Source organism: Corallococcus exercitus, from assembly GCF_003611585.1.
In the GTDB taxonomy this organism is placed as follows: Bacteria; Myxococcota; Myxococcia; order Myxococcales; family Myxococcaceae; genus Corallococcus; species Corallococcus exercitus.
Window position 1 is genome coordinate 1 of sequence record NZ_RAVW01000162.1, and the last position, 19476, is coordinate 19476.

7 protein-coding genes are annotated in these 19476 nt (G+C 70.1%); 3 read left to right on the forward strand and 4 right to left on the reverse strand.

Annotated features, from left to right (window positions below; translation table 11 throughout):
- Positions 1-95: 95 nt before the first annotated feature.
- The 4 genes from D7W79_RS20555 to D7W79_RS20570 form a co-directional block, all read right to left on the reverse strand.
- On the reverse strand, positions 96-2006 hold the full coding sequence (locus tag D7W79_RS20555; RefSeq protein WP_120527086.1) for a hypothetical protein: 1911 nt from the start codon (positions 2004-2006) through the stop codon (positions 96-98).
- 104 nt (positions 2007-2110) lie between these two features.
- Positions 2111-14206, reverse strand: coding sequence for a non-ribosomal peptide synthetase (locus D7W79_RS20560; RefSeq protein WP_120527087.1), 12096 nt, complete (start codon positions 14204-14206; stop codon positions 2111-2113).
- A 196-nt stretch (positions 14207-14402) separates the two neighbouring features.
- Positions 14403-14948, reverse strand: a complete 546-nt coding sequence (locus D7W79_RS20565) for a thioredoxin-like domain-containing protein (RefSeq protein WP_244221874.1) — start codon at positions 14946-14948, stop codon at positions 14403-14405.
- Positions 14949-15008: 60 nt separating this feature from the next.
- On the reverse strand, positions 15009-16106 hold the full coding sequence (locus D7W79_RS20570) for a DHH family phosphoesterase (RefSeq protein WP_120527089.1): 1098 nt from the start codon (positions 16104-16106) through the stop codon (positions 15009-15011).
- A gap of 118 nt (positions 16107-16224) precedes the next feature.
- Here D7W79_RS20570 and uvsE point away from each other — a divergent pair, with 118 nt between their 5' ends.
- The 3 genes from uvsE (at position 16225) to D7W79_RS20585 (ending at position 19379) form a co-directional block, all read left to right on the forward strand.
- Complete coding sequence (gene uvsE, locus D7W79_RS20575) at positions 16225-17160, forward strand: UV DNA damage repair endonuclease UvsE (protein ID WP_244221875.1); 936 nt, start codon at positions 16225-16227, stop codon at positions 17158-17160.
- A gap of 45 nt (positions 17161-17205) precedes the next feature.
- The gene (locus tag D7W79_RS20580) at positions 17206-19041 is read left to right on the forward strand and encodes a M2 family metallopeptidase (protein WP_120527091.1); all 1836 of its coding nucleotides are present in this window, start codon (positions 17206-17208) and stop codon (positions 19039-19041) included.
- Positions 19042-19175: 134 nt separating this feature from the next.
- The gene (locus tag D7W79_RS20585; protein WP_014397260.1) at positions 19176-19379 is read left to right on the forward strand and encodes a cold-shock protein; all 204 of its coding nucleotides are present in this window, start codon (positions 19176-19178) and stop codon (positions 19377-19379) included.
- The last annotated feature ends 97 nt before the right edge of the window (positions 19380-19476 follow it).

Sequence of the window (19476 nt, forward strand, 5' to 3'; positions counted from 1 at the left end):
GCGGGGGGCGGGGTGCTCACAGGGGGCGCTACCCTACGTCGGTCCCGCGGGCGGTTGCACGCGCCCGCGGGACCGGGAACTGCTTGGACTCCGGACTACCAGATGACGGCGTCGAGGTACGCCGTCCCCTTCCACGTGCCCGTCGTCTGGAACTCCACGCCCAGCTGGTACAGCGGCGTGGTGGAGCCCGAGGGCAGCTTCACGGTGATGTTGTTCCAGGCGCCAGCCTTGAGGCTGCCGACGGCGATCCAGTTGCCCGTCCAGCGCCAGTTCGCGGACTCGCCCTCCAGGGCGTAGGGCTGGACGCCGGTGATCTTGCTGCCGGTGGGCAGCCAGAACCGGAACGTCACCGTCTTGCCGGACGGCACGGCCGCGTTGGCCACGGCCACCGTGCCCTTGCCGGACGTGCCGTTGAAGGGCACGGCCAGCGAACGGGTGCCCGCGTAGGCCTTGGACGTGGTGGTGCTCACGGACGACAGGGCGGCGCCGCTCGCGCTCCAGCCCTGCGCGCTGGACTCGAAGCCGTACTTCGAGGTGTCGCCCGGGGTGCCCGCGTCGGAGGAGCCGGTGCCCGCATCCGTGCCGGCATCCGGACGCGTCCCGCCGTCCACGCCACCGTCGGTGCCGGCATCCGGACGCGTCCCGCCGTCCACGCCGCCATCGGTGCCACCGTCCGGACGGGTGCCTCCGTCGGTGCCCGCGTCGACCGGCGGGGTGCCGGCGTCCACGGTGCCACCATCGGTAGTGCCACCGCCGCCCGGGGGCGGAAGCGTGGTGCCGGCCTCGGGCAGGAAGAGGCCGCCCGCGTTGAGGAACGCGCCCGCGCGCTGCTTCAGGTAGGGCTGGCCGTCGGTGCCCTGGTCGTTCTGGTAGGAGCTCTGACCGCCCGCGCCCGCGCCGAACATCAGGGCGACGACGCCCGAGTTGGCGAACTTGCGCCGGTGCGCGTCACCGCTCGCGCCGAAGAAGTACTCGGTGCGGTTGTCCTTGTAGCCCTGGCGCGCGCCACCGCTGTTGTTCATGTTGAGGTGGTTGGAGTTGCCCAGCGGGATCTGCCACAGCACCCAGCGCTTGCCGGTGGTCTGGTTCCAGAGGCGCAGCCACTCCGCATAGCGGTTGTACGAGCGCGACGTGAGGGACGCGGTGTCGCTCATGCTCCAGAGGTGGTCCACGCCCTGCGTGAGCCGGTAGAAGTCCGCGTCGCGGTCCAGCGGGTCGCCCACGAGCACGTCGTAGGTGGCGCCGGTGACGTTGGTGCCAAGCCCCAGCGGCTTGAGGAAGCTGACGACCGTGTCCACCTCCGGCTGGAGCGGAACCTCCAGCGAGTTGAGCAGGAGGTCCTTGCCGCTGGCCCACGCGGAGATGTGCAGGCCCAGCACGACGTTGTTCGCGCCCACGGCCTTGCGCAGCTGGAGGAACGCCAGGCTCCACCCGGCGACGGTGTTGGGCAGGCCCGCGAGCTCCGGCATGCCCGAGGCGGCGATGGCCGCGTACGCGTTGGGGTTGGAGGCCGTCTGGGACTGGAGGATGCCGACCGCGTCCGGTTCCACGTGCACGATGACCGGGCCGCCGAAGGTCTTCGCGCGCTGGAGGAGCAGCTTCACGTCCTCGAAGTAGCCGCGCATGGTGCTGGCGTTCTTCAGCTTCGCCAGCGTCTCCCCCTCGCCGCCGCCCGCCTCACCGAAGAGCTGGTAGTACGTGACGACGGGGACGTAGCCCTGCGCCTTCGTCTCCGTGAAGAAGCTGGCTGCCCAGCTGCCGTCATGGGCGCCGTAGCCCCAGTTGTCCGCCCAGCCCTTGGTGAAGTAGCGGTAGCGCGCGTCCCACGGGACGTCGCTGTCGCGCATCCAGGTCTGGCCGGCCTCCTCGAAGAGGCCCACCATCAAGCGGTTCTGGAAGGCCGGAGGCACGGGGCCCTGCACACCCGTGGCGGCCTGGGCAGTCAGCGCCCCGAGACACGTCAGCGTCAGCAGCGCCGCGAAGGCGCGTCGAATGGTGTTGGTCATGGGGGCGCTAGTACGCTCAGGCGCCCTCAGTCCTTCCGCTATTACCCCGTGTGCCCCCTTGACCGTCCACTTCACGGTCATGCCACCGATGGCCCCCAGGCCCGCTATGCGACCGAGCTTCGGGGCGCTGCGTCCTCGATGCGCCGCAGGCACGCGGCAAGGTGCCGCGCCATGATCTCGACGTGGGGCGGTTCGATCATCGTCTGGTGATTGCCGGGCACGGGCAGCACCTCCAGCCCAGGCCGCACCAGCTCCCGCCACGGCTGCTCCGGATGCAGCGGGTGGGGTGGCACGTGCACCTGGGCCTTCAGGTACGTGGCCGGTCCCTCATAGGGCACGGGCTCGTAGCTGAAGAGGGCGCGCATGTGGGCCTTCCAGACGTCCAGGAAGATCTCCAGGTCGCGCAGCGAATACGAGTCCGGCACGGTCGCGCCTTCGCGGGCCTGGCGCAGCACCTCCTTCATCTGCTCGTGCGGAGGCAGTGAGCGCAGGCGCTGGGCGAGCGTCGGCGTGTCATCCCCGAACATGGCCGCGAGCAGCGCGGCGTCGTCCTCGAAGCGCGTGGGCATCTGGCCGGGGCCGGGCGTGTCGAGGAAGACGAGCAGCGCGGGAGGAATGCCCAGCTTGAGCAGGCGCTGGGCCATCTCGTAGACGATGGTGCCGCCCATGGAGAGGCCGACGAGGTAGTAGGGCCCTTGCGGCTGCCACTGGAGCATGGCGCCCAGGTGGTGCGACGCGAGCATTTCAATGCTCGTCAACGGAGGGCACTCGCCGTTCACGCCGGGGGCCTGGAAGCCATACACCGTGCGGTCGGGACCGAGCGCCCGCACCAGATCCTGGTAGCAGAACACCGTGCCGCCCACCGGGTGCATGCACCACAGCGGCGGAAGATCCGAGCGTCCCTGCTGGAGCCGCACGATGCCTTCGGGGAGCACGGGGCCCTGGGCGGCCACCGGTGCATCCGGCGTGAGCTTCGCCTGGATCCACTGCGCGAGCGCCGCGACCGTCGGACTCTGGAAGAGGACCTGGAGTGGGACCTTGAACGGGAAGTGCTCCGACAGCTTGGACACGAGCTGCGCCGCGAGCAGGGAGTGGCCGCCCAGGTCGAAGAAGCTCGCGGTGACGCTGATGGCCGTGCGTCCCAGGACCTCCGCCCACAGGTCCGCGACCCGCTGTTCCAGCGGCGTGCGAGGCATCACGCCGGCCTCCTCCGTGTCCGTGGCATCCGAAGGACGGGGCAGGGCGCGGCGGTCCACCTTGCCGTTCGCGTTGAGCGGCAGCGCGTCCATCAGCACGAACGCGGAGGGGACCATGTGGCTGGGAAGCGCAGCCTGAACATGGGCGCGCAGGTCGCTGGCGGTCACGGCATCGCGGAAGGTGACGTAGGCGACAAGCCGCTTGTCGCCCGGTGAGTCGTCCCGCACGAGGACCAGGGCCTCGCGCACGGACGCATGCTGGCGAAGGACGGCTTCGATTTCGCCCGGCTCGATGCGGAAGCCGCGCACCTTGACCTGATGGTCGCGGCGGCCCACGAAGTCGAAGGCACCGTCATGGCGCTGCCGGACGAGGTCGCCGGTGCGGTAGAGGCGTGCACCCGGGACAGTGGCGAAGGGGTGGGGGATGAAAGCGGCGGCGGTGAGGTCGGGCCGCGCCCAGTAGCCCCAGGCGAGGCCGTCACCGCCGACGAACAACTCGCCGATGATACCTGGCGCCACCGGGTGCAGATGCGCGTCCAGCACATAGGCCGTGCTGTTGGAGAGGGGCCTGCCGATGGGCACCGTGCCCGTGACGGGCTCCGTGACGGGGTGCCACGTGCTGAACGTCGTGTTCTCCGTGGGGCCATAGACGTGCAACAGCCTGCGGGGCCCACCGTGGGCCAGCAGCCGGTTCACGCAGGCCGGGTCCGAGGCCTCGCCGCCGAAGAGGAGCGTGGACAGACCGTTGAAGGCCGTGGGCTCCATCCGAGCGACGTGGTTGAACAGGGCCGTGGTGAGGAACAGCGCGGTGATGCGCTCGTCGCGCAGGCCCCGGGCCAGCGTCGCGGGGTCGATGATCTCCTCCTTGGAGAACAGGACGAGCGTCGCGCCGTTGAGCAGCGCGCCCCACACCTCGAAGGTCGAGGCGTCGAAGGACACCGTCGCCGCCTGGGCCACCCGGTCCTCCGGGCCGAAGGGGATGTAGTCCGGATCCATCACCAGCCGCATCACGGCCTGATGCGGAACGCAGACCCCCTTGGGTCGGCCCGTGGAGCCGGACGTGTAGATGACGTACGCGGGCTCCAAGGGATGGAAGTGCGTCGCGTCGTAAGGCGAGCCAGCATGAGCAGGGGCCTCCAACGCATCCATGCGGATGCACCCGACGCTGTCCGAAGAGAACCGGCTCGAGGTCGCGGTTCCCGTGATGATCCGATGCACCTTCGCATCGGAGATCATGAGGGCCAGGCGATCCGCCGGGTAGTCCGGATCCAACGGCACGTAGGCGCCACCCGCCTTGAGCACGGCGACCAGCGACACGATGAGGTCGATGGAGCGTGAGAGGCACACGCCCACGCGAGGCGCATCCCGTCCGACGCCCTGGGCCTTGAGCGTCCACGCGAGCTGATTGGCGCGGGCATCCAGCTCCGCGTAGGTGAGCGTCCGGGCACCGTGGCGCACGGCGATGGCATCCGGACGCGTGGCGACCTGTGCTTCGAAGGCCTGCACGAGGGAGCGGTCCCTTGGATAGGACCGGCCGGTGTCGTTCCATGCCGTGATGACCTGCTGGTGCTCCGCTTCGGAGAGCCAGGGCAGGGCGTGGATGCCCGCGTCGGGTTGACGGAGCGCGCCTTCGAGAAGGCGGCGGAAGTGGTCGGCCATCCGCTCGATGGTGCGGGGCTCGAACAGCGCGGTCGCGTACTCGAACGTGCCGCTGAGTCCTTCCGGGACTTCGGTCAGGGCCAGGGTGAGGTCGAACTTGGAGGTCGGGGTCTGGAGCTCCAACGCCTGGACCTGGAGGCCTGGAAGCTGGGGCGGTGTCCCGGGCGTGTTCTGCAAGGCGAACATCACCTGCACCAGCGGTCCATGGCTCAGCGCGCGTTCAACGTGCAGCTCCTCCACGAGCTTTTCGAACGGGAGTTCCTGATGCGCGTACGCGCCCAGCGCCCGGTCACGCACCTGCCGCAGCACTTCGCGGAAGGACGCACCGTCAGGCAGGTGGGCCCGCAGCGGCAGCGTGTTGACGAAGAAGCCGATGAGGCCCTCCAGCTCCTCGCGCGTGCGGTTGGCGATGGGCGTGCCGACGATGAAGTCCTGCTGGCCGCTGTAGCGAGACAGCAGCAGCTGGAAGCCCGCCATCAGCGTCATGAACAGCGTGGCGCCTTCCTGGCGGCCCAAGCCCTCCAGCGCTTCGAGCACGGTTCGCGGGAGGGTGAAGACATGGGTGGCCCCCGCGAACTGCTGCACGGAGGGACGGGGATGGTCGGTCGGCAGCTCCAGGACGTGCGGCGCGTCCGCGAGCTGCTGCTTCCAGAAATCGAGCTGCCGCTGGAGCACGTCGCCCTGGAGCCACTGGCGCTGCCACGCGGCGTAGTCCGCGTACTGCACGGGCAAGGCCGCCAGGTCGGAGGCCCGGCCCGCGTGACGCGCCTGGTATTCGGCGGACAGCTCCCGGTACAGCACGCCCAGGGACCAGCCGTCGGACACGATGTGATGCAGGTTGAGCAGCAGCACGTGGTGTCGAGCGTCCTCGCGCACCAGGAGGGCACGGAACAGCGGACCCTCCGAGAGCTCGAAGGGCGTCTCCGCGTCCTCGCGCAGCAGGGCTTCGGCCTCTTCCCGGGAGGACGCCTCGACCCGGCGGAGGGACACCGGCAGCCGGGGCAGGATGTGCTGCACGGGGGCGCCTTCACCCGGGAACACCGTGCGCAGGGATTCGTGCCGGTCCACGAGCGCCTGGAGGGCGTGCTCCATCACGTCCACGTCCAGCGTGCCCTCCAGCCGCAGCGCCATGGGCATGTTGTACGCGGCCCGGTCCGAGTGGAACTGGTTGAGGAACCAGAGCCGCTCCTGCGCGAAGGACAGGGGCGGCGGTCCTTCCCGGTGCTGAGCCTTGAGCGCGGGAACCGGATGGGACGGGTCCTGCGTCCGTGCCTCCAGTGCTCCCGCCAGGGCTTCGAGGGTGGGGAACTCGAAGAGGGTCCGCACGGGGACGGGGACGCCCAGCACCTGCGAGGTCCGGGAGACGATCTGCGTGGCCAGCAGGGAGTGGCCGCCCAGGTCGAAGAAGTTCGCATCGACGGGGATGTGCGCCCGTTGCAGCACCGCGCACCAGATGGCGCTCAACGTCTGCTCCAGCGCGGTCAGCGTCCGTGTGCCTGTCGGTGCCGGCTCCTCGCCCTCGGGGATGGGCAGTGCACGGCGGTCCACCTTCCCATTGGGAGTCATGGGCAGCGCGTCGAGCAGCACGAACGCGGAGGGGACCATGTGGCTGGGAAGCAGTCCCTGGACGTGGGTGCGCAGGTCGCTGGTGCTCACGGCGTCGCGGAAGGTGACGTAGGCGACCAGCCGCTTGTCACTCGGTGAGTCCTCCCGCACGAGGACCAGGGCCTCGCGCACGGACGTGTGCTGGCGAAGGACAGCTTCGATTTCACCTGGCTCGATGCGGAAGCCGCGCACCTTGACCTGATGGTCGCGGCGGCCCACGAAGTCGAAGGCACCGTCGTGGCGCTGCCGGACGAGATCTCCCGTGCGGTAGAGGCGGGCGCCCGGGACGGAGGCGAAGGGGTGGGGGACGAAGGCGGTCGCGGTGAGGTCGGGCCGCTCCCAGTAGCCCCAGGCGAGGCCGTCACCGCCGACGAACAGCTCGCCGATGATCCCCGGAGCCACCGGGTGCAGGTGCGCGTCCAACACATAGGCCGTGCTGTTGGAGACCGGGCGCCCGATGGGTACCGTCACCGCATCGGGTTCGACGCGCGTCGGAGAGAACCACGTGCTGTACGCCGAGTTCTCCGTCGGGCCGTAGGCGTGGATGAGGTGGTCGGGCGCGCTGTGGGAGAGGAGTGCGCGGATGCAGGTCGGATCCGCGGCCTCGCCACCGAACAGCAGCCAGCGCAGGCCCTTGAGGAGCGCCGGGTCGGTGCGCGCGACGTGGTTGAGAAGCGCCGTGGTCAGGAACAGGACCGTGATGCCTTCTTCACGGACCCGCTGCGAGAGCACCGTGGGTTCGATGACCTCTTCCTTGGACAGCAGGACCAGCGTCGCGCCATTGAGCAGAGCGCTCCACAGCTCGAACGTCGAGGCGTCGAAGGCGACCGTGGACGTCTGAGCCACGCGGTCCTCGGGACGGAGTTGGATGAAGTCCGGATCAAGAACCAGTCGGGCGACGCCCCGATGCGGGATGCAGACGCCCTTGGGCCGGCCCGTCGAACCGGAGGTGTAGATGATGTGCGCCAGGTCATCGCCCGTGCACGTATCCGGAGGCGCGTGGCGTGGCAGCCCGGCCGGCAGCGCGTCCCGCCGCAAGACCGTCCAGGGCCCTTCGGGGACCTGATCCGCGAGCGCCGACTCGGTGACGACCGCGACGAGCCGCGCATCGGTGGCCATGAAGGCAAGGCGGTCCGCCGGATAGTCCGGGTCCAGCGGCACGTAGGCACCGCCCGCCTTGAGGATGGCGACCAGCGACACGACGAGGTCGATGGAGCGAGGCAGGCACACGCCCACGCGCGGCGCATCCCGTCCGACGCCCTGGGCCTTGAGGGCCCACGCGAGCTGATTGGCGAGCGTGTCCAGTTCCTCGTAGGTGAGTGCACGGGCGCCGTGCCGCACGGCGATGGCCTCCGGCCGCGCGGCCACCTGCGCGTTGAAGGCACGCACCAGGGAGGCTTCGCGCGGGTAGGGACGCGCGCTGTCGTTCCAGGTGAATAGGACCTGCTGCCGCTCCGCCTCGGAGAGCCAGGGCAGGGTGTGGATGACGGCATCCGGCTGGTGGAGCGCGCCTTCGAGCAGCCGCTGGAAGTGGCCAGCCATCCGCTCGATGGTGCGGGGCTCGAAGAGTGCGCTCGCGTATTCGAGGACACCCGAGAGCCCGTCGCCCGTCTCCTCCAGCATCAAGCTGAGGTCGAACTTGGAGGTCTGGAGCGGCAGCTCCAGTGCCTGGACTTCGAGGCCCGGAAGCTGGGGCAACGTGCCGGGCGCGTTCTGCAGGGCGAACATCACCTGCACCAGCGGTCCATGGCTCAGCGCGCGTTCGACGTGCAGCTCCTCCACGAGCTTTTCGAACGGGAGTTCCTGATGCGCATACGCGCCCAAGGCCCGGTCGCGAACCTGCCGCAGCACTTCACGGAAGGACGCACCGTCGCGCAGGTGGGCCCGCAGCGGCAGCGTGTTGACGAAGAAGCCGATGAGGCCTTCCAGCTCCTCGCGCGTGCGGTTGGCGATGGGTGTGCCGACGATGAAGTCCCGCTGGCCGCTGTAGCGCGACAGCAGCAACTGGAAGCCCGTCATCAGCGTCATGAACAGCGTGGCCCCTTCCTCTCGGGCCAGGGCCTCCAGCGAATGTCGGAGCGCGGAGGGCAAGGCGAAGCGGAACGTGGCGCCCTCGAACCGCTGCACCGCGGGACGCGGGCGGTCCGTGGGCAGCTCCAGGACATGCGGCGCGTCCGCGAGCTGCTGCTTCCAGAAGTCGAGCTGTCGCTGGAGCACGTCCCCCTGGAGCCACTGGCGCTGCCACGCGGCGTAGTCCGCGTACTGCAAGGGCAGCGGGGACAGGTCCGGCGCGTGGCCCTGGAGACGTGCGTGGTACTCGGAGGACAGCTCGCGGTAGAGCACGCCCAACGACCAGCCATCGGACACGATGTGATGCAGGTTGAGCAGCACCGAACACGTGCCTTCGAGCTGGAGCAGGAGCGCCCGGAACAGGGGCCCCTTCGCGAGGTCGAAGGACCGCTCCGCCTCCTGCCGCAAGCGCGCCTGGATTCGCACGTCCTCCGGCCCCGAGGCATCGAACCGCTGGACCTCCAGCGTGAGGACGGGCTCGTCGGCGATGTGCTGCGTGGGTCGGTCGCCCTCGGGGAACGTGGTGCGAAGGGACTCGTGCCGCGACACGAGTGCTTCCAGACTGGCGCGCAGCACCGCGACGTCCAGTGGCCCGTCCAGGCGCAGGGCCATGGGCATGTTGTAGACGCCCGGGGCCTCATGGAGCCGCCCCAGGAACCACAGCCGCTCCTGCGCGAAGGACAGCGGAAGCAGTCCGGATCCACGCGGCGTCAGCGGGATGCGCGAGGACTCCCGGTGTCCTTCCGCGAGCAGGCCTTGCACGACCCGGACGAACGCCTCCAGGCGCGGTGCTTCAAAGAGGGCGCGCACGGGCAGGGACACGCCCAGGGCCTCCCGAACGCGTGACACCACCTGCGTGGCCAGCAGCGAATGGCCGCCCAGGTCGAAGAAGTGGGAGTGCACCCCCACCTCGCGCCCGCCCAGCACGGAGGCCCAGATCCCGGCGACCCGCGCTTCGAGCGGGCTCCGGGGCGAGATGAAGTCCTCGGTGCTGGAGGCTTCGGGGACGGGGAGCGCACGCCGGTCGATCTTCCCATTGGGCGTGAGGGGCAACGACTCCATCACCACGAACGCGGAGGGCACCATGTGGCCCGGGAGCCGGGCCTGGAGGAACTCGCGGAACACTGCATCCGCGACATTCGTGGCCGCGACGTAGGCCACGAGCCTGCGGTCACCCGGCGTGTCCTCGCGCAGCAGGACGAGTGCCTCCCGTGCGGCCGGGTGCTGACGCAGGGCCGCTTCCACTTCGCCCAGCTCGATGCGGAAGCCGCGCAGCTTCACCTGGTGGTCGCGGCGGCCGACGTATTCCAGGACGCCATCCGCCCGCTGCCGGACCAGGTCCCCGGTGCGATAGAGCCGAGCGCCGGGCGTGTCGCTGAACGGATGGGGAATGAACTTCTCCGCGGTGAGGCCGGACCTGTCCCAGTACCCGAGCGCCAGTCCGTCGCCACCCACGAACAGCTCGCCCACGACGCCGGGAGGAACCAGTTGGAGCCGGGCATCGAGCACGTACGCCGTGCTGTTGGCGAGCGGTCCACCGATGGGCACGGACTCGACGCCCGCGTGCGGCACCCGGTGCCACGTGCTGAACGACGTGTTCTCCGTGGGGCCATAGCCGTTGATCAGCGCCGTGGGTCCACCGTGCGAGAGCACCGCGTTGACGCTGGCGACATCCGCGGCCTCGCCGCCGAAGATCATCCAGGACAGGTGGCGGAAGGCCTCGGGCCGCGTGCGGGCGACGTGGTTGAACAGCGCCGTGGCCAGCACCATGTGCGTGACGCGCTCTTCCTGGAGCCTGCGCGTCAGGACGTCCGGGTCGATGATCTCGTCCTTGGTGAACAGGACCAGCGTGGCCCCGTTGAGCAGCGCGCCCCAGATCTCCAGCGTGGACAGGTCGAACGCGATGGTCGTGGACTGCGCCATCCGGTCGCCGGGCCCCAGGTGCACGTAGTCGGGGTTGAGCACCAGCCGCACCACGCCCTGATGCGGGATGCACACGCCCTTGGGCCGGCCCGTGGAACCGGAGGTGTAGATGATGTGCGCCAGGTCCACCGGCATCACGGCCTCGGCCGCGGGCTCGTCCAACACGGCATCCCAGGGAACATCCAGGCACACCGGTGTCCATGAACCCGGGGGTAGCCCGGACGCCAGGGCCTCATGCGTGACGATGGCGACCAGCCGCGCATCGGTGGCCATGAACGCGAGCCGCTCGGAGGGATGCTCCGGGTCCAGCGGGACGTAGGCGCCGCCCGCCTTGAGGATGGCCAGGAGCGACACGATGAGGTCCACCGAGCGCGGCAGGCACACGCCCACCTGCGGCGTACGCCGGCCCACCCCCAGGGTCCGCAGCCGCCGGGCCAGGTGCTCCGCTCGCGCATCCAGCTCCGCGTACGTGAGCGTCACGGCGCCATGGCTCACAGCGATGGCGTCGGGTCGCCGCGCGACCTGCGACGCGAAGGCGTCCACGATGGACAGCTCCGAAGGGTAGGGACGTGCCGACGCATTCCAGTCCCGGAGCACCCGCCGCTGCTCCACCTCCGACAGGAAGACCGCGTCCCCCGTGGCCCGGTCCGGCGCCTCCACGAAGCAGCGCAGCACCTGGAGGTAGTGCTCCATCAGGCGCTCGATGGTGGCCGCATCGAACAGCGCGGTGGCGTATTCGAGCGTGCCCACCAGCTCATCGCCGGCCCCCTCCAGCGCGAGGAACAGATCGAACTTGGACGTGCGCGTGTCCAGCGTCAGCGGGGTGACGGTGACGTCCGGGAACTGGAGCCGCGACGTGGGCGCGTTCTGGAGCGCGAACAGCACCTGGATGAGGGGCGTCCGGCTCGCTTCGCGTTCGACCTGGAGCGCTTCGACCAGCTTCTCGAACGGCAGGTGTTGATGGGCGTAGGCCCCCAGCGCGCGGTCGCGCACCTGTCCGAGGAGCTGGAGGAACGAGGGTTCCCCCTCGAAGCGCGCACGGATGGGCAGCGTGTTGACGAAGAAGCCGATGAGCCCTTCCAGTTCCTTCCGCGTGCGGTTCGCGATGGGCGTGCCCACCACGAAGTCCCGCTGGCCACTGTAGCGCGCCAGCAGCACCTGGAAGCCGGTGAGCAGGGCCATGAACAGCGTGGCCCCTTCCCGTCGGGCCAGCTCATCCAGCGCACGGTGGAGGCGCGCGGGAACCGTGAAGCGATGGACGGCGCCCTCGAACCGCTGCACGGCGGGCCGCGGCCGGTCGGTGGGCAACTCCAGCACATGCGGCACGTCCGCGAGCTGCTGCGCCCAGAAGCCCAGCTCCCGCTGGAGCACGTCCCCCTGGAGCCACTGGCGCTGCCACGCCGCGTAGTCGGGATACTGGATGGGCAGGGACGACAGGTCCGTGACGGCTCCGCGCGCGCGGTACGCGGCGGACAGCTCGTGGTACAGCACGCCGAAGGACCAGCCATCGGAGACGATGTGGTGCAGGTTGAGCACCAGCACGTGCCGCCGCTCCGCTTCACGGATGAGCAGCGCTCGGAACAACGGTCCCCGGGCCAGGTCGAACGGCCGTTCCGCTTCACGCTGCATGCGCGCGAGCGTCTCTTCTTCCGAATGAGCCTCCGCGCGCTCCAGCGTCACGGGCAGGTGCGCGGCGACGTACTGGATGGCGGCGCCTTCACCGGGGAAGGTGGTGCGCAGGGACTCATGCCGGTCCACCACGGCCTGGAGCGCCTGCTCGAGCACGGCCGGATCCACGGGCCCTTCCAGCCGGAACGCGAACGGCAGTGAGTACAGCGCGGAGCCCGGCATCCACTGGTCCAGGAACCACAGCCGCTGCTGCGCGAACGACAGCTGCTCCCGCGCCGCATCCGCGCACGGAGGGATGGGCGCCTCGGCACGCTCCGCTGCTGGAGCAGCCGCCTCCAGCGCGGCGGCGAAGTCCCGCAGGATGGGAAAGGCGAACAGCGAGCGCAGCGGGACGGGACGCCCGAGCACATCGCACAGCCGGCCAATGGCCTGCGTGGCCAGGAGGGATTGCCCACCCAGCTCGAAGAAGTCCGCCGTGGCGCTGACCGCGTCCACGCGCAGCACGTCCGCCCAGACCTTCGCGACGGTCCGCTCCAGCGCGGTCTCCGGCGCGACGAAGTCCTCCTCGGCCCCGGGGCACTCGCGCGGATCCGGCAGGGCTTTGCGCTCCACCTTGCCGTTCGCGGTGAGCGGCATCGTGTCCAGGACGACGATGGCCGAGGGCAGCATGTGCGCGGGCAGGTGTCCCTTCAGGTGGGCCCGCAGCACCGGCGCCGTCAGGGGCTCGGAGGCCGTCACGTACGCCACCAGCCGCCGGTCCCCCGGCACGTCCTCGCGCACCATCACCACGGCCTCCTGCACGGAGGCATGCAGGCGCAGCGCCGCTTCAACCTCTCCCGGCTCGATGCGGAAGCCGCGCACCTTGACCTGGTGGTCCACGCGTCCCACGAAGTCCACCGCGCCGTCCTCGAGCCTGCGCGCGAGGTCCCCCGAGCGATACATGCGCGCGCCCGGTTCGGTGCTGAAGGGATCCGGCAGGAACCGCTCGGCGGTGAGCTCGGGGCGCTCCCAGTAGCCCCACGCGACGCCGGTGCCTCCCGTGTACAGCTCGCCCACGGCGCCCACGGGCAGCTCGCGGCCCTCCGCGTCCAGCACGTACATCCGCGTGCCGGAGATGGCGTGGCCAATGGGCGCGGGCTCGGAGCCGAGCGGTGCGCGCAGGAGCTGGCAGCTGGTGAAGGTGGTGTTCTCCGTGGGGCCGTAGCAGTTGAAGATGCGCGTGTGAGGCAGGGCCTCCAGCGCCCGGCGCGCGTGGGGCAGGGACATCACCTCGCCGCCCGTGTAGAGCTGCCGCAGCGTCTCCGTGCCCGGCAGGCCCCGGTCCACCAGCGTGTTGAACAGGCCCGTGGTGAGGAACGCCGTCGTCACCCGCTCCGCGCTCAGGAAGTCGCCCAGCTCGTCCAGCGCGGCGGCCCCGCGCGAGAACACCGCCACGCGGCCTCCATTGAGCAGCGCGCCCCAGAGTTCGAACGTGGACGCGTCAAAGGCCACGGGCGCCAGCTGCAACAGCACCTCGTCCGGCCCCAGGTGCACGTAGTCCGCGTCCAGCACCAGCCGCAGCACGCCCCGGTGGGGCACGCACACGCCCTTGGGCCGGCCCGTGGAGCCGGACGTGAAGACGACGTAGGCCAGGTCGTCCTCCACCACGTCCCGCGCGATGGGCCCTTCACCGAAGCCCGCGAGCCCATCCGCCTGCGTGTCCAGGCACAGCGTGCGCCAGTCCCCCGAAGGCAGCCGCGACTCCAGCCCGGCGTGCGTGACGATGATCCGCACGCGCGAATCCGTGGCCATGAACGCAAGCCGCTCCGAGGGATACTCCGGATCCAGCGGGACGTACGCGCCCCCCGCCTTGAGGATGGCGACGAGCGTGACGACGAGGTCCACCGAGCGCGGCAGGCACACGCCCACCTGGGGCCGCTCACGGCACACGCCCTGTGCCTTCAACCAGCCTGCGAGCCGGTTCGCGCGAGCATCCAGCTCCGCGTACGTGAGCTGCTGTCCGTCACAGCGGACGGCGACGGCATGCGGATGGAGCGCGGCCTGGGCCTCGAAGGCATCAGCGATGTTGCGAGGAGCCAGACCCCTCGGGGACACGGGGGCGTCGACGGTCTCGGTCATGTCGACGCGCCGCCCCCGACGATAGGGGGAGTGCGGTGCCTCCGCGCGGGACACGGAGGCGGATGAAACAGGGGTGGCGCGTGCGTCGAATTAAGAGACGTTGACCCGGCGAGCGCAAGGTTGGCTGGCCGGTCACACTCCCGGTGGGGTGGATTCCTCGCGCACCAGCACGACCTGTCGCGTGCTCACCGATGTTTCACGGAGGGCAAACCAAGCCCGGCTCATTCGCGTCCACGTCCTGCAGCGCAAGCAGACACGTGAGCGCGTCCGGGTCCACGGAGTCCATCAGGTACGTGCGGCGCCACAGCAGAGCGGCGAAGCGCTTGGGCAGCTGCGAATCCGGAGCGACGAGCGCACGGCGCACGCCGTTGCTGCCCACCGCGGCCTTCGCCATCGCGGCCTCCAGCTTCGCGACGTCGTCGGCACAACCCTCCGGGCAGTTGTAGAGGAACACCGCGTGGCCGTGCTCCAGGTTGTGGATCCACGAACAGCGCGGCTGCTCCGTGTCGAAGCTGCGGCACGACAGCCACGTGGAGCAGTGCATGCCGGAGTTGGGCGGGTTCTCTCCGTTGCCGCACGCGGTGCTGCCGCACGAGCTCACGTGACTGGCCGACGCGGTGTCCGACAGCGGGAAGGTGTACCGCTCGCAGGCTTCGCCACCGGGCGCGGGCGGATCCTCGTTCGTCGAACCGCAGGCGACGAGGCACAGCGAGAAGAGGAGGGCAGGGAGGGCGCGAGGCATCCACCCCGTCATATCGCAACGGGCCCGCGCGCCTCATCGCCCCTGCGTCCCAGTGGCCTGTCAGGGCGCGACGCCGCGCCGCTCCACGTCCCGGTCGCTCAGCCCCCGGAAGCCCAGGGCCTCCATCAGGCGCAGGAAGTCCGCGGGGGGCAGGCTGCCGCCCGTGGCCCGCGAATGGCCGTGCGCGTACGAGCCGCCCATCGGCGGCAGGTCCAGCCCCCGCAGCAGCGCGAGCAGGTCCACCGGCGCGCGGCTTCGCAGCACGAAGTTCACGCGGCCTGGGAGGTAGCCCGTGTTGGCGGCGACGACGATGTGGTCCGGCAGCCGCTGCACCCAGCGCATCGCCACCAGCGGATGCACCTGCGCCTCGGAGCTGAACATCAGGAGCGCCAGGTTTCCCGCGAAGCGTGGCGGCGTCTTCGCGCACCGGGCCACCTCGCGCTGCACCTCCAGGCGGCAGTCGCGCAGCGCGTCCACGCCGGGCACGCGCCCCTCCGCGATGTCCGTCGCGCTGCCCGCACGCAGCAGCACCTGCATTGCCAGCGGTGCCGCGAACCGGCTGGAACGGCGGGCCGCGTTGAGCAGCGCCACCGCCTCCGTGACGGATGAACGCTTCGCCCGCCGCAGCGCGTCCTTGAGGAACGGCATCGGCGCGTCCACGCCCAGGTCCGCCACCGTCCCCAGCACCGCCAGCCACTCCAGCGGACCGGGCACGACGAACGACGACGTCAGCACGTACGTGAGCAGGCTCGTGTTCGCCACGGGCTCATGGCCATAGGCGGTGAGCACCTGCGCGCCGGGTGGAAAGGACTCCGACGCATGGTGATCCACGAGCAGCGTGGGCACCCCGGGCAGCAGCGGCTCCGCGCGGCTGCCCATGTCCAGCACCACCAGCGCCTCCGTGGACGAGGCCCCCAGCCGCTCCAGGAACCCCGGATGGTGGACGTCCTCTCCCTTGCCCGGCAGGCGCGCCGTCGGCCGGGCTCCCAGGGACTGGAGGGCCCGGAGCATCAGCACTCCGGACGTGAGCCCATCCACGTCCGTGTGCGGCGCGACGAGCACGTGCCTGTCCCGGCAGGCCTCCAGGAACTCGCGCGCCTGGTCCATCGCCGCCTCTGGCGCGGGCCAGTGCGCATCCTTCGTGTGTCCCAGGAGCATGAAGCAAAGCTGTCACTGCCTGTAGCGGCACGGCAGGGCGCGCCCGTCACGGCTGGTTGCCCTCCGGACGACCCCCCGGGTCCAGTCACACGGTGCAAGCGTGCCGACCTTTCCAGGCATGGAAGGCCTCTCGACCTATCGGCTGGGCTACGTGGCCCAATCCCTGACGCTGGGCGTGAGCGCCAGCCACACCTGCCGGCTTGCCACCGCGACGCCGCAGCGGCTGGAGGCGCTCGCCGCGCAGAACCTGGAGGAGCTGGAACAGCTGCTGCGCTTCAACGAGGCGCACGGCATCCAGCTGTTCCGCATCGGCTCGTCGCTCATCCCGTTCGGTTCGCACCCGGTGAACACGCTGCCGTGGTGGAAGACCTTCGCGCGCGAGTTCGCCTCGCTGGCCCGCATCGCGCGCCAGTCCCAGCAGCGGCTGTCCCTGCACCCGTCTCCGGCCGGCGCGTCGCTGTCCTCCCGTCATGAGCGCGTGCGCGACGCCGCCCTCGCGGAGCTGCGCTACAGCGCGCGGGTGCTGGACATGCTGGAGGCAGGCCCCGAGTGCCGCGTCGTCATCCACGTCGGCGGCGCCGCCCCCAGCCGTCCCGAGGCACTGGAGGCCGCGCACCGGATGCTGGACACGATGCCGGAGGAGCTGCGCCAGCGGATCACCATCGAGCACGACGACAAGGTCTGGACCGCACGCGAGGTGCTCCCGCTGGCCCGCGAGCACGGCGTGCCCATGGTGGGGGACAACCTGCACAACGCGGTGCTTCCTTCGGATCCGCCCCTGTCCGTGGAGGAATTGGTGCGCGAGGCCTCCGCCACCTGGCGTGCGTTGGACCTGCGGCCCAAATTCCACCTGGCGTCACAGAAGGCGGACGGGCGGCCCGGCGCGCACTCGGACTTCATCGTCCCGGAGGACTTCCAGGCCATGGTGGCCGCGCTCGACGGGCCGGCGGACTTCATGCTGGAGGCGAAGGAGAAGGACCGCGCGGTTTTCGCACTGCGTCGGGAGGCGGGGGCACGACGTTCACCCCGAGGACAGGGCGCGCGGGCCCCGTGACTTCGCGGGTGCGAGGGCAGGGCACTTCCCATAGTGTCCGCGCCCATGACCCGCTCCCCCCAGTCCTTGATTCGCGCGGCCCTGGCCGCCCTGTCGCTCGCGGCGCCCGCCGCCAGCGCGCAGACGACGCCCGCTCCGGCCGCGAAGGCCACGCCCGCGGAGGCGAAGCAGTTCGCCGAGAAGCTCAACGCGGACCTGAAGCAGCTCTGGACCCGCCAGGCCACCGCCGAGTGGATCAAGAGCACGTACATCACCGACGACACGGAGCGGAACGCCGCGTCCGTCAACGAAGAGGTGATGGCCTACGTCAACAACGCCATCAAGGACTCGCGCCGCTTCGACGGGCTGAAGCTGGACGCGGACACCGCGCGCATGCTGCACCTGTTGCGCGTGTCCCAGACGCTGCCCGCCCCCGCGAACCCCAAGCAGCGCGCGGAGCTGGCCGCCACCGCCGCGAAGCTGGAGGGCCTCTACGGCAAGGGCAAGTACTGCGGCAAGGACGGCAAGGGGAAGTGCCGCGACCTGGAGGAGCTGTCCGACGTGATGGCGGAGAGCCGCAACGCGGACGAGCTGCTGGACGCGTGGACCGGCTGGCACGCCATCAGCCGCCCCATGCGCCCGCTCTACACGCAGCTGGTGGACCTCTCCAACGCGGGCGCGAAGGACATCGGCTTCAACGACCTGGGCACGCTGTGGCGGTCGTCCTACGACATGACCCCGGCGGAGTTCGAGACGGAGGCGCAGCGGCTCTGGGGCCAGGTCAAGCCCATGTACGACGAGCTGCACTGCTACGTGCGCGGCCGGCTCGCGAAGCAGTACGGCGAGGCGAAGGTCCCCGCCGGCAAGCCCATCCCCGCGCACCTCTTGGGCAACATGTGGGCGCAGGAGTGGAACAACATCTACCCGCTGGTGGAGCCGTTCCCCGGCCAGGCCAGCCTGGATGTCGGCAGCGCCCTGGTGAAGCAGGGCTACGACGCGCAGAAGATGGTGAAGCTGGGTGAGAAGTTCTTCACCTCGCTGGGCCTCAAGCCGCTGCCGCAGACCTTCTGGGAGCGCTCGCAGTTCACCAAGCCGAAGGACCGCGACGTCGTCTGCCACGCGTCCGCCTGGGACGTGACGTACGACAACGACCTGCGCATCAAGATGTGCATCAAGCCCACCGAGGAGGACCTGGTCACCATCCACCACGAGCTGGGCCACGACTACTACTACACGTACTACTACAAGCTCCCCGTCCTCTTTCAGGCGGGCGCCAACGACGGCTTCCACGAGGCCATTGGCGACGCGCTCACGCTCTCCATCACCCCGGCCTACCTCCAGCAGGCGGGCCTGCTCAACGCGGTGGAGAAGAACGACAAGAACGTCATCAACCTCCAGCTGAAGGACGCGCTGGAGAAGGTGGCCTTCCTGCCCTTCGGCCTGCTGGTGGACCAGTGGCGCTGGGACGTGTTCAGCGGGAAGGTGAAGCCGGCGGACTACAACAAGAGCTGGTGGGCGCTGCGCACGAAGTACCAGGGCGTGGCCGCGCCGGTGGCGCGCACGGAGCAGGACTTCGACGCGGGCGCCAAGTACCACGTGCCGGCCAACGTGCCGTACACGCGCTACTTCCTCGCGCGGATCCTCCAGTTCCAGTTCCACAAGGCGCTGTGCGAGGCCGCGGGCCACAAGGGCGCGCTCAACGAGTGCTCCATCTACGGCAACAAGGCCGCGGGCCAGCGCCTGCAGGCCATGCTGGAGATGGGCGCGAGCAAGCCGTGGCCGGATGCGCTCGCCGCGATGACGGGCTCCCGCCAGATGGATGCCACGCCGATGCTGGAGTACTTCGCCCCGCTGCGTCGCTGGCTCCAGGAGCAGAACAAGGGCCAGAAGTGCGGCTGGTGACGTTTCACGGCTGACGTATCCAGGGAGTGGACTTCCCCCGGGACGGGCGCTTAGGCTTGCGCCCGTCTTGTAGGGTCGAACTCTGTAGGACCGGACGGCGACTCTTCCTGTCCGCGATGAAAGAAGAACAGCAAATGGCGACTGGTACCGTGAAGTGGTTCAACGACGCGAAGGGCTTCGGCTTCATCACGCAGGACGGCGGTGGTGAGGACGTGTTCTGCCACCACACCGCCATCAACATGGATGGCTTCCGCACCCTGGCCGAGGGCCAGAAGGTGGAGTTCGAAGTGACCAAGGGCCCCAAGGGCCTGCAGGCGCAGAACGTTCGCGCCGCCTGAGCCTGACCGTTTCCTGATTCACCCAAGAAGGTCCGACTCTCACGGGTCGGGCCTTCTGTATTTTCCGGAGCCCGCATGTCCGCCCCCACCTTCCGCC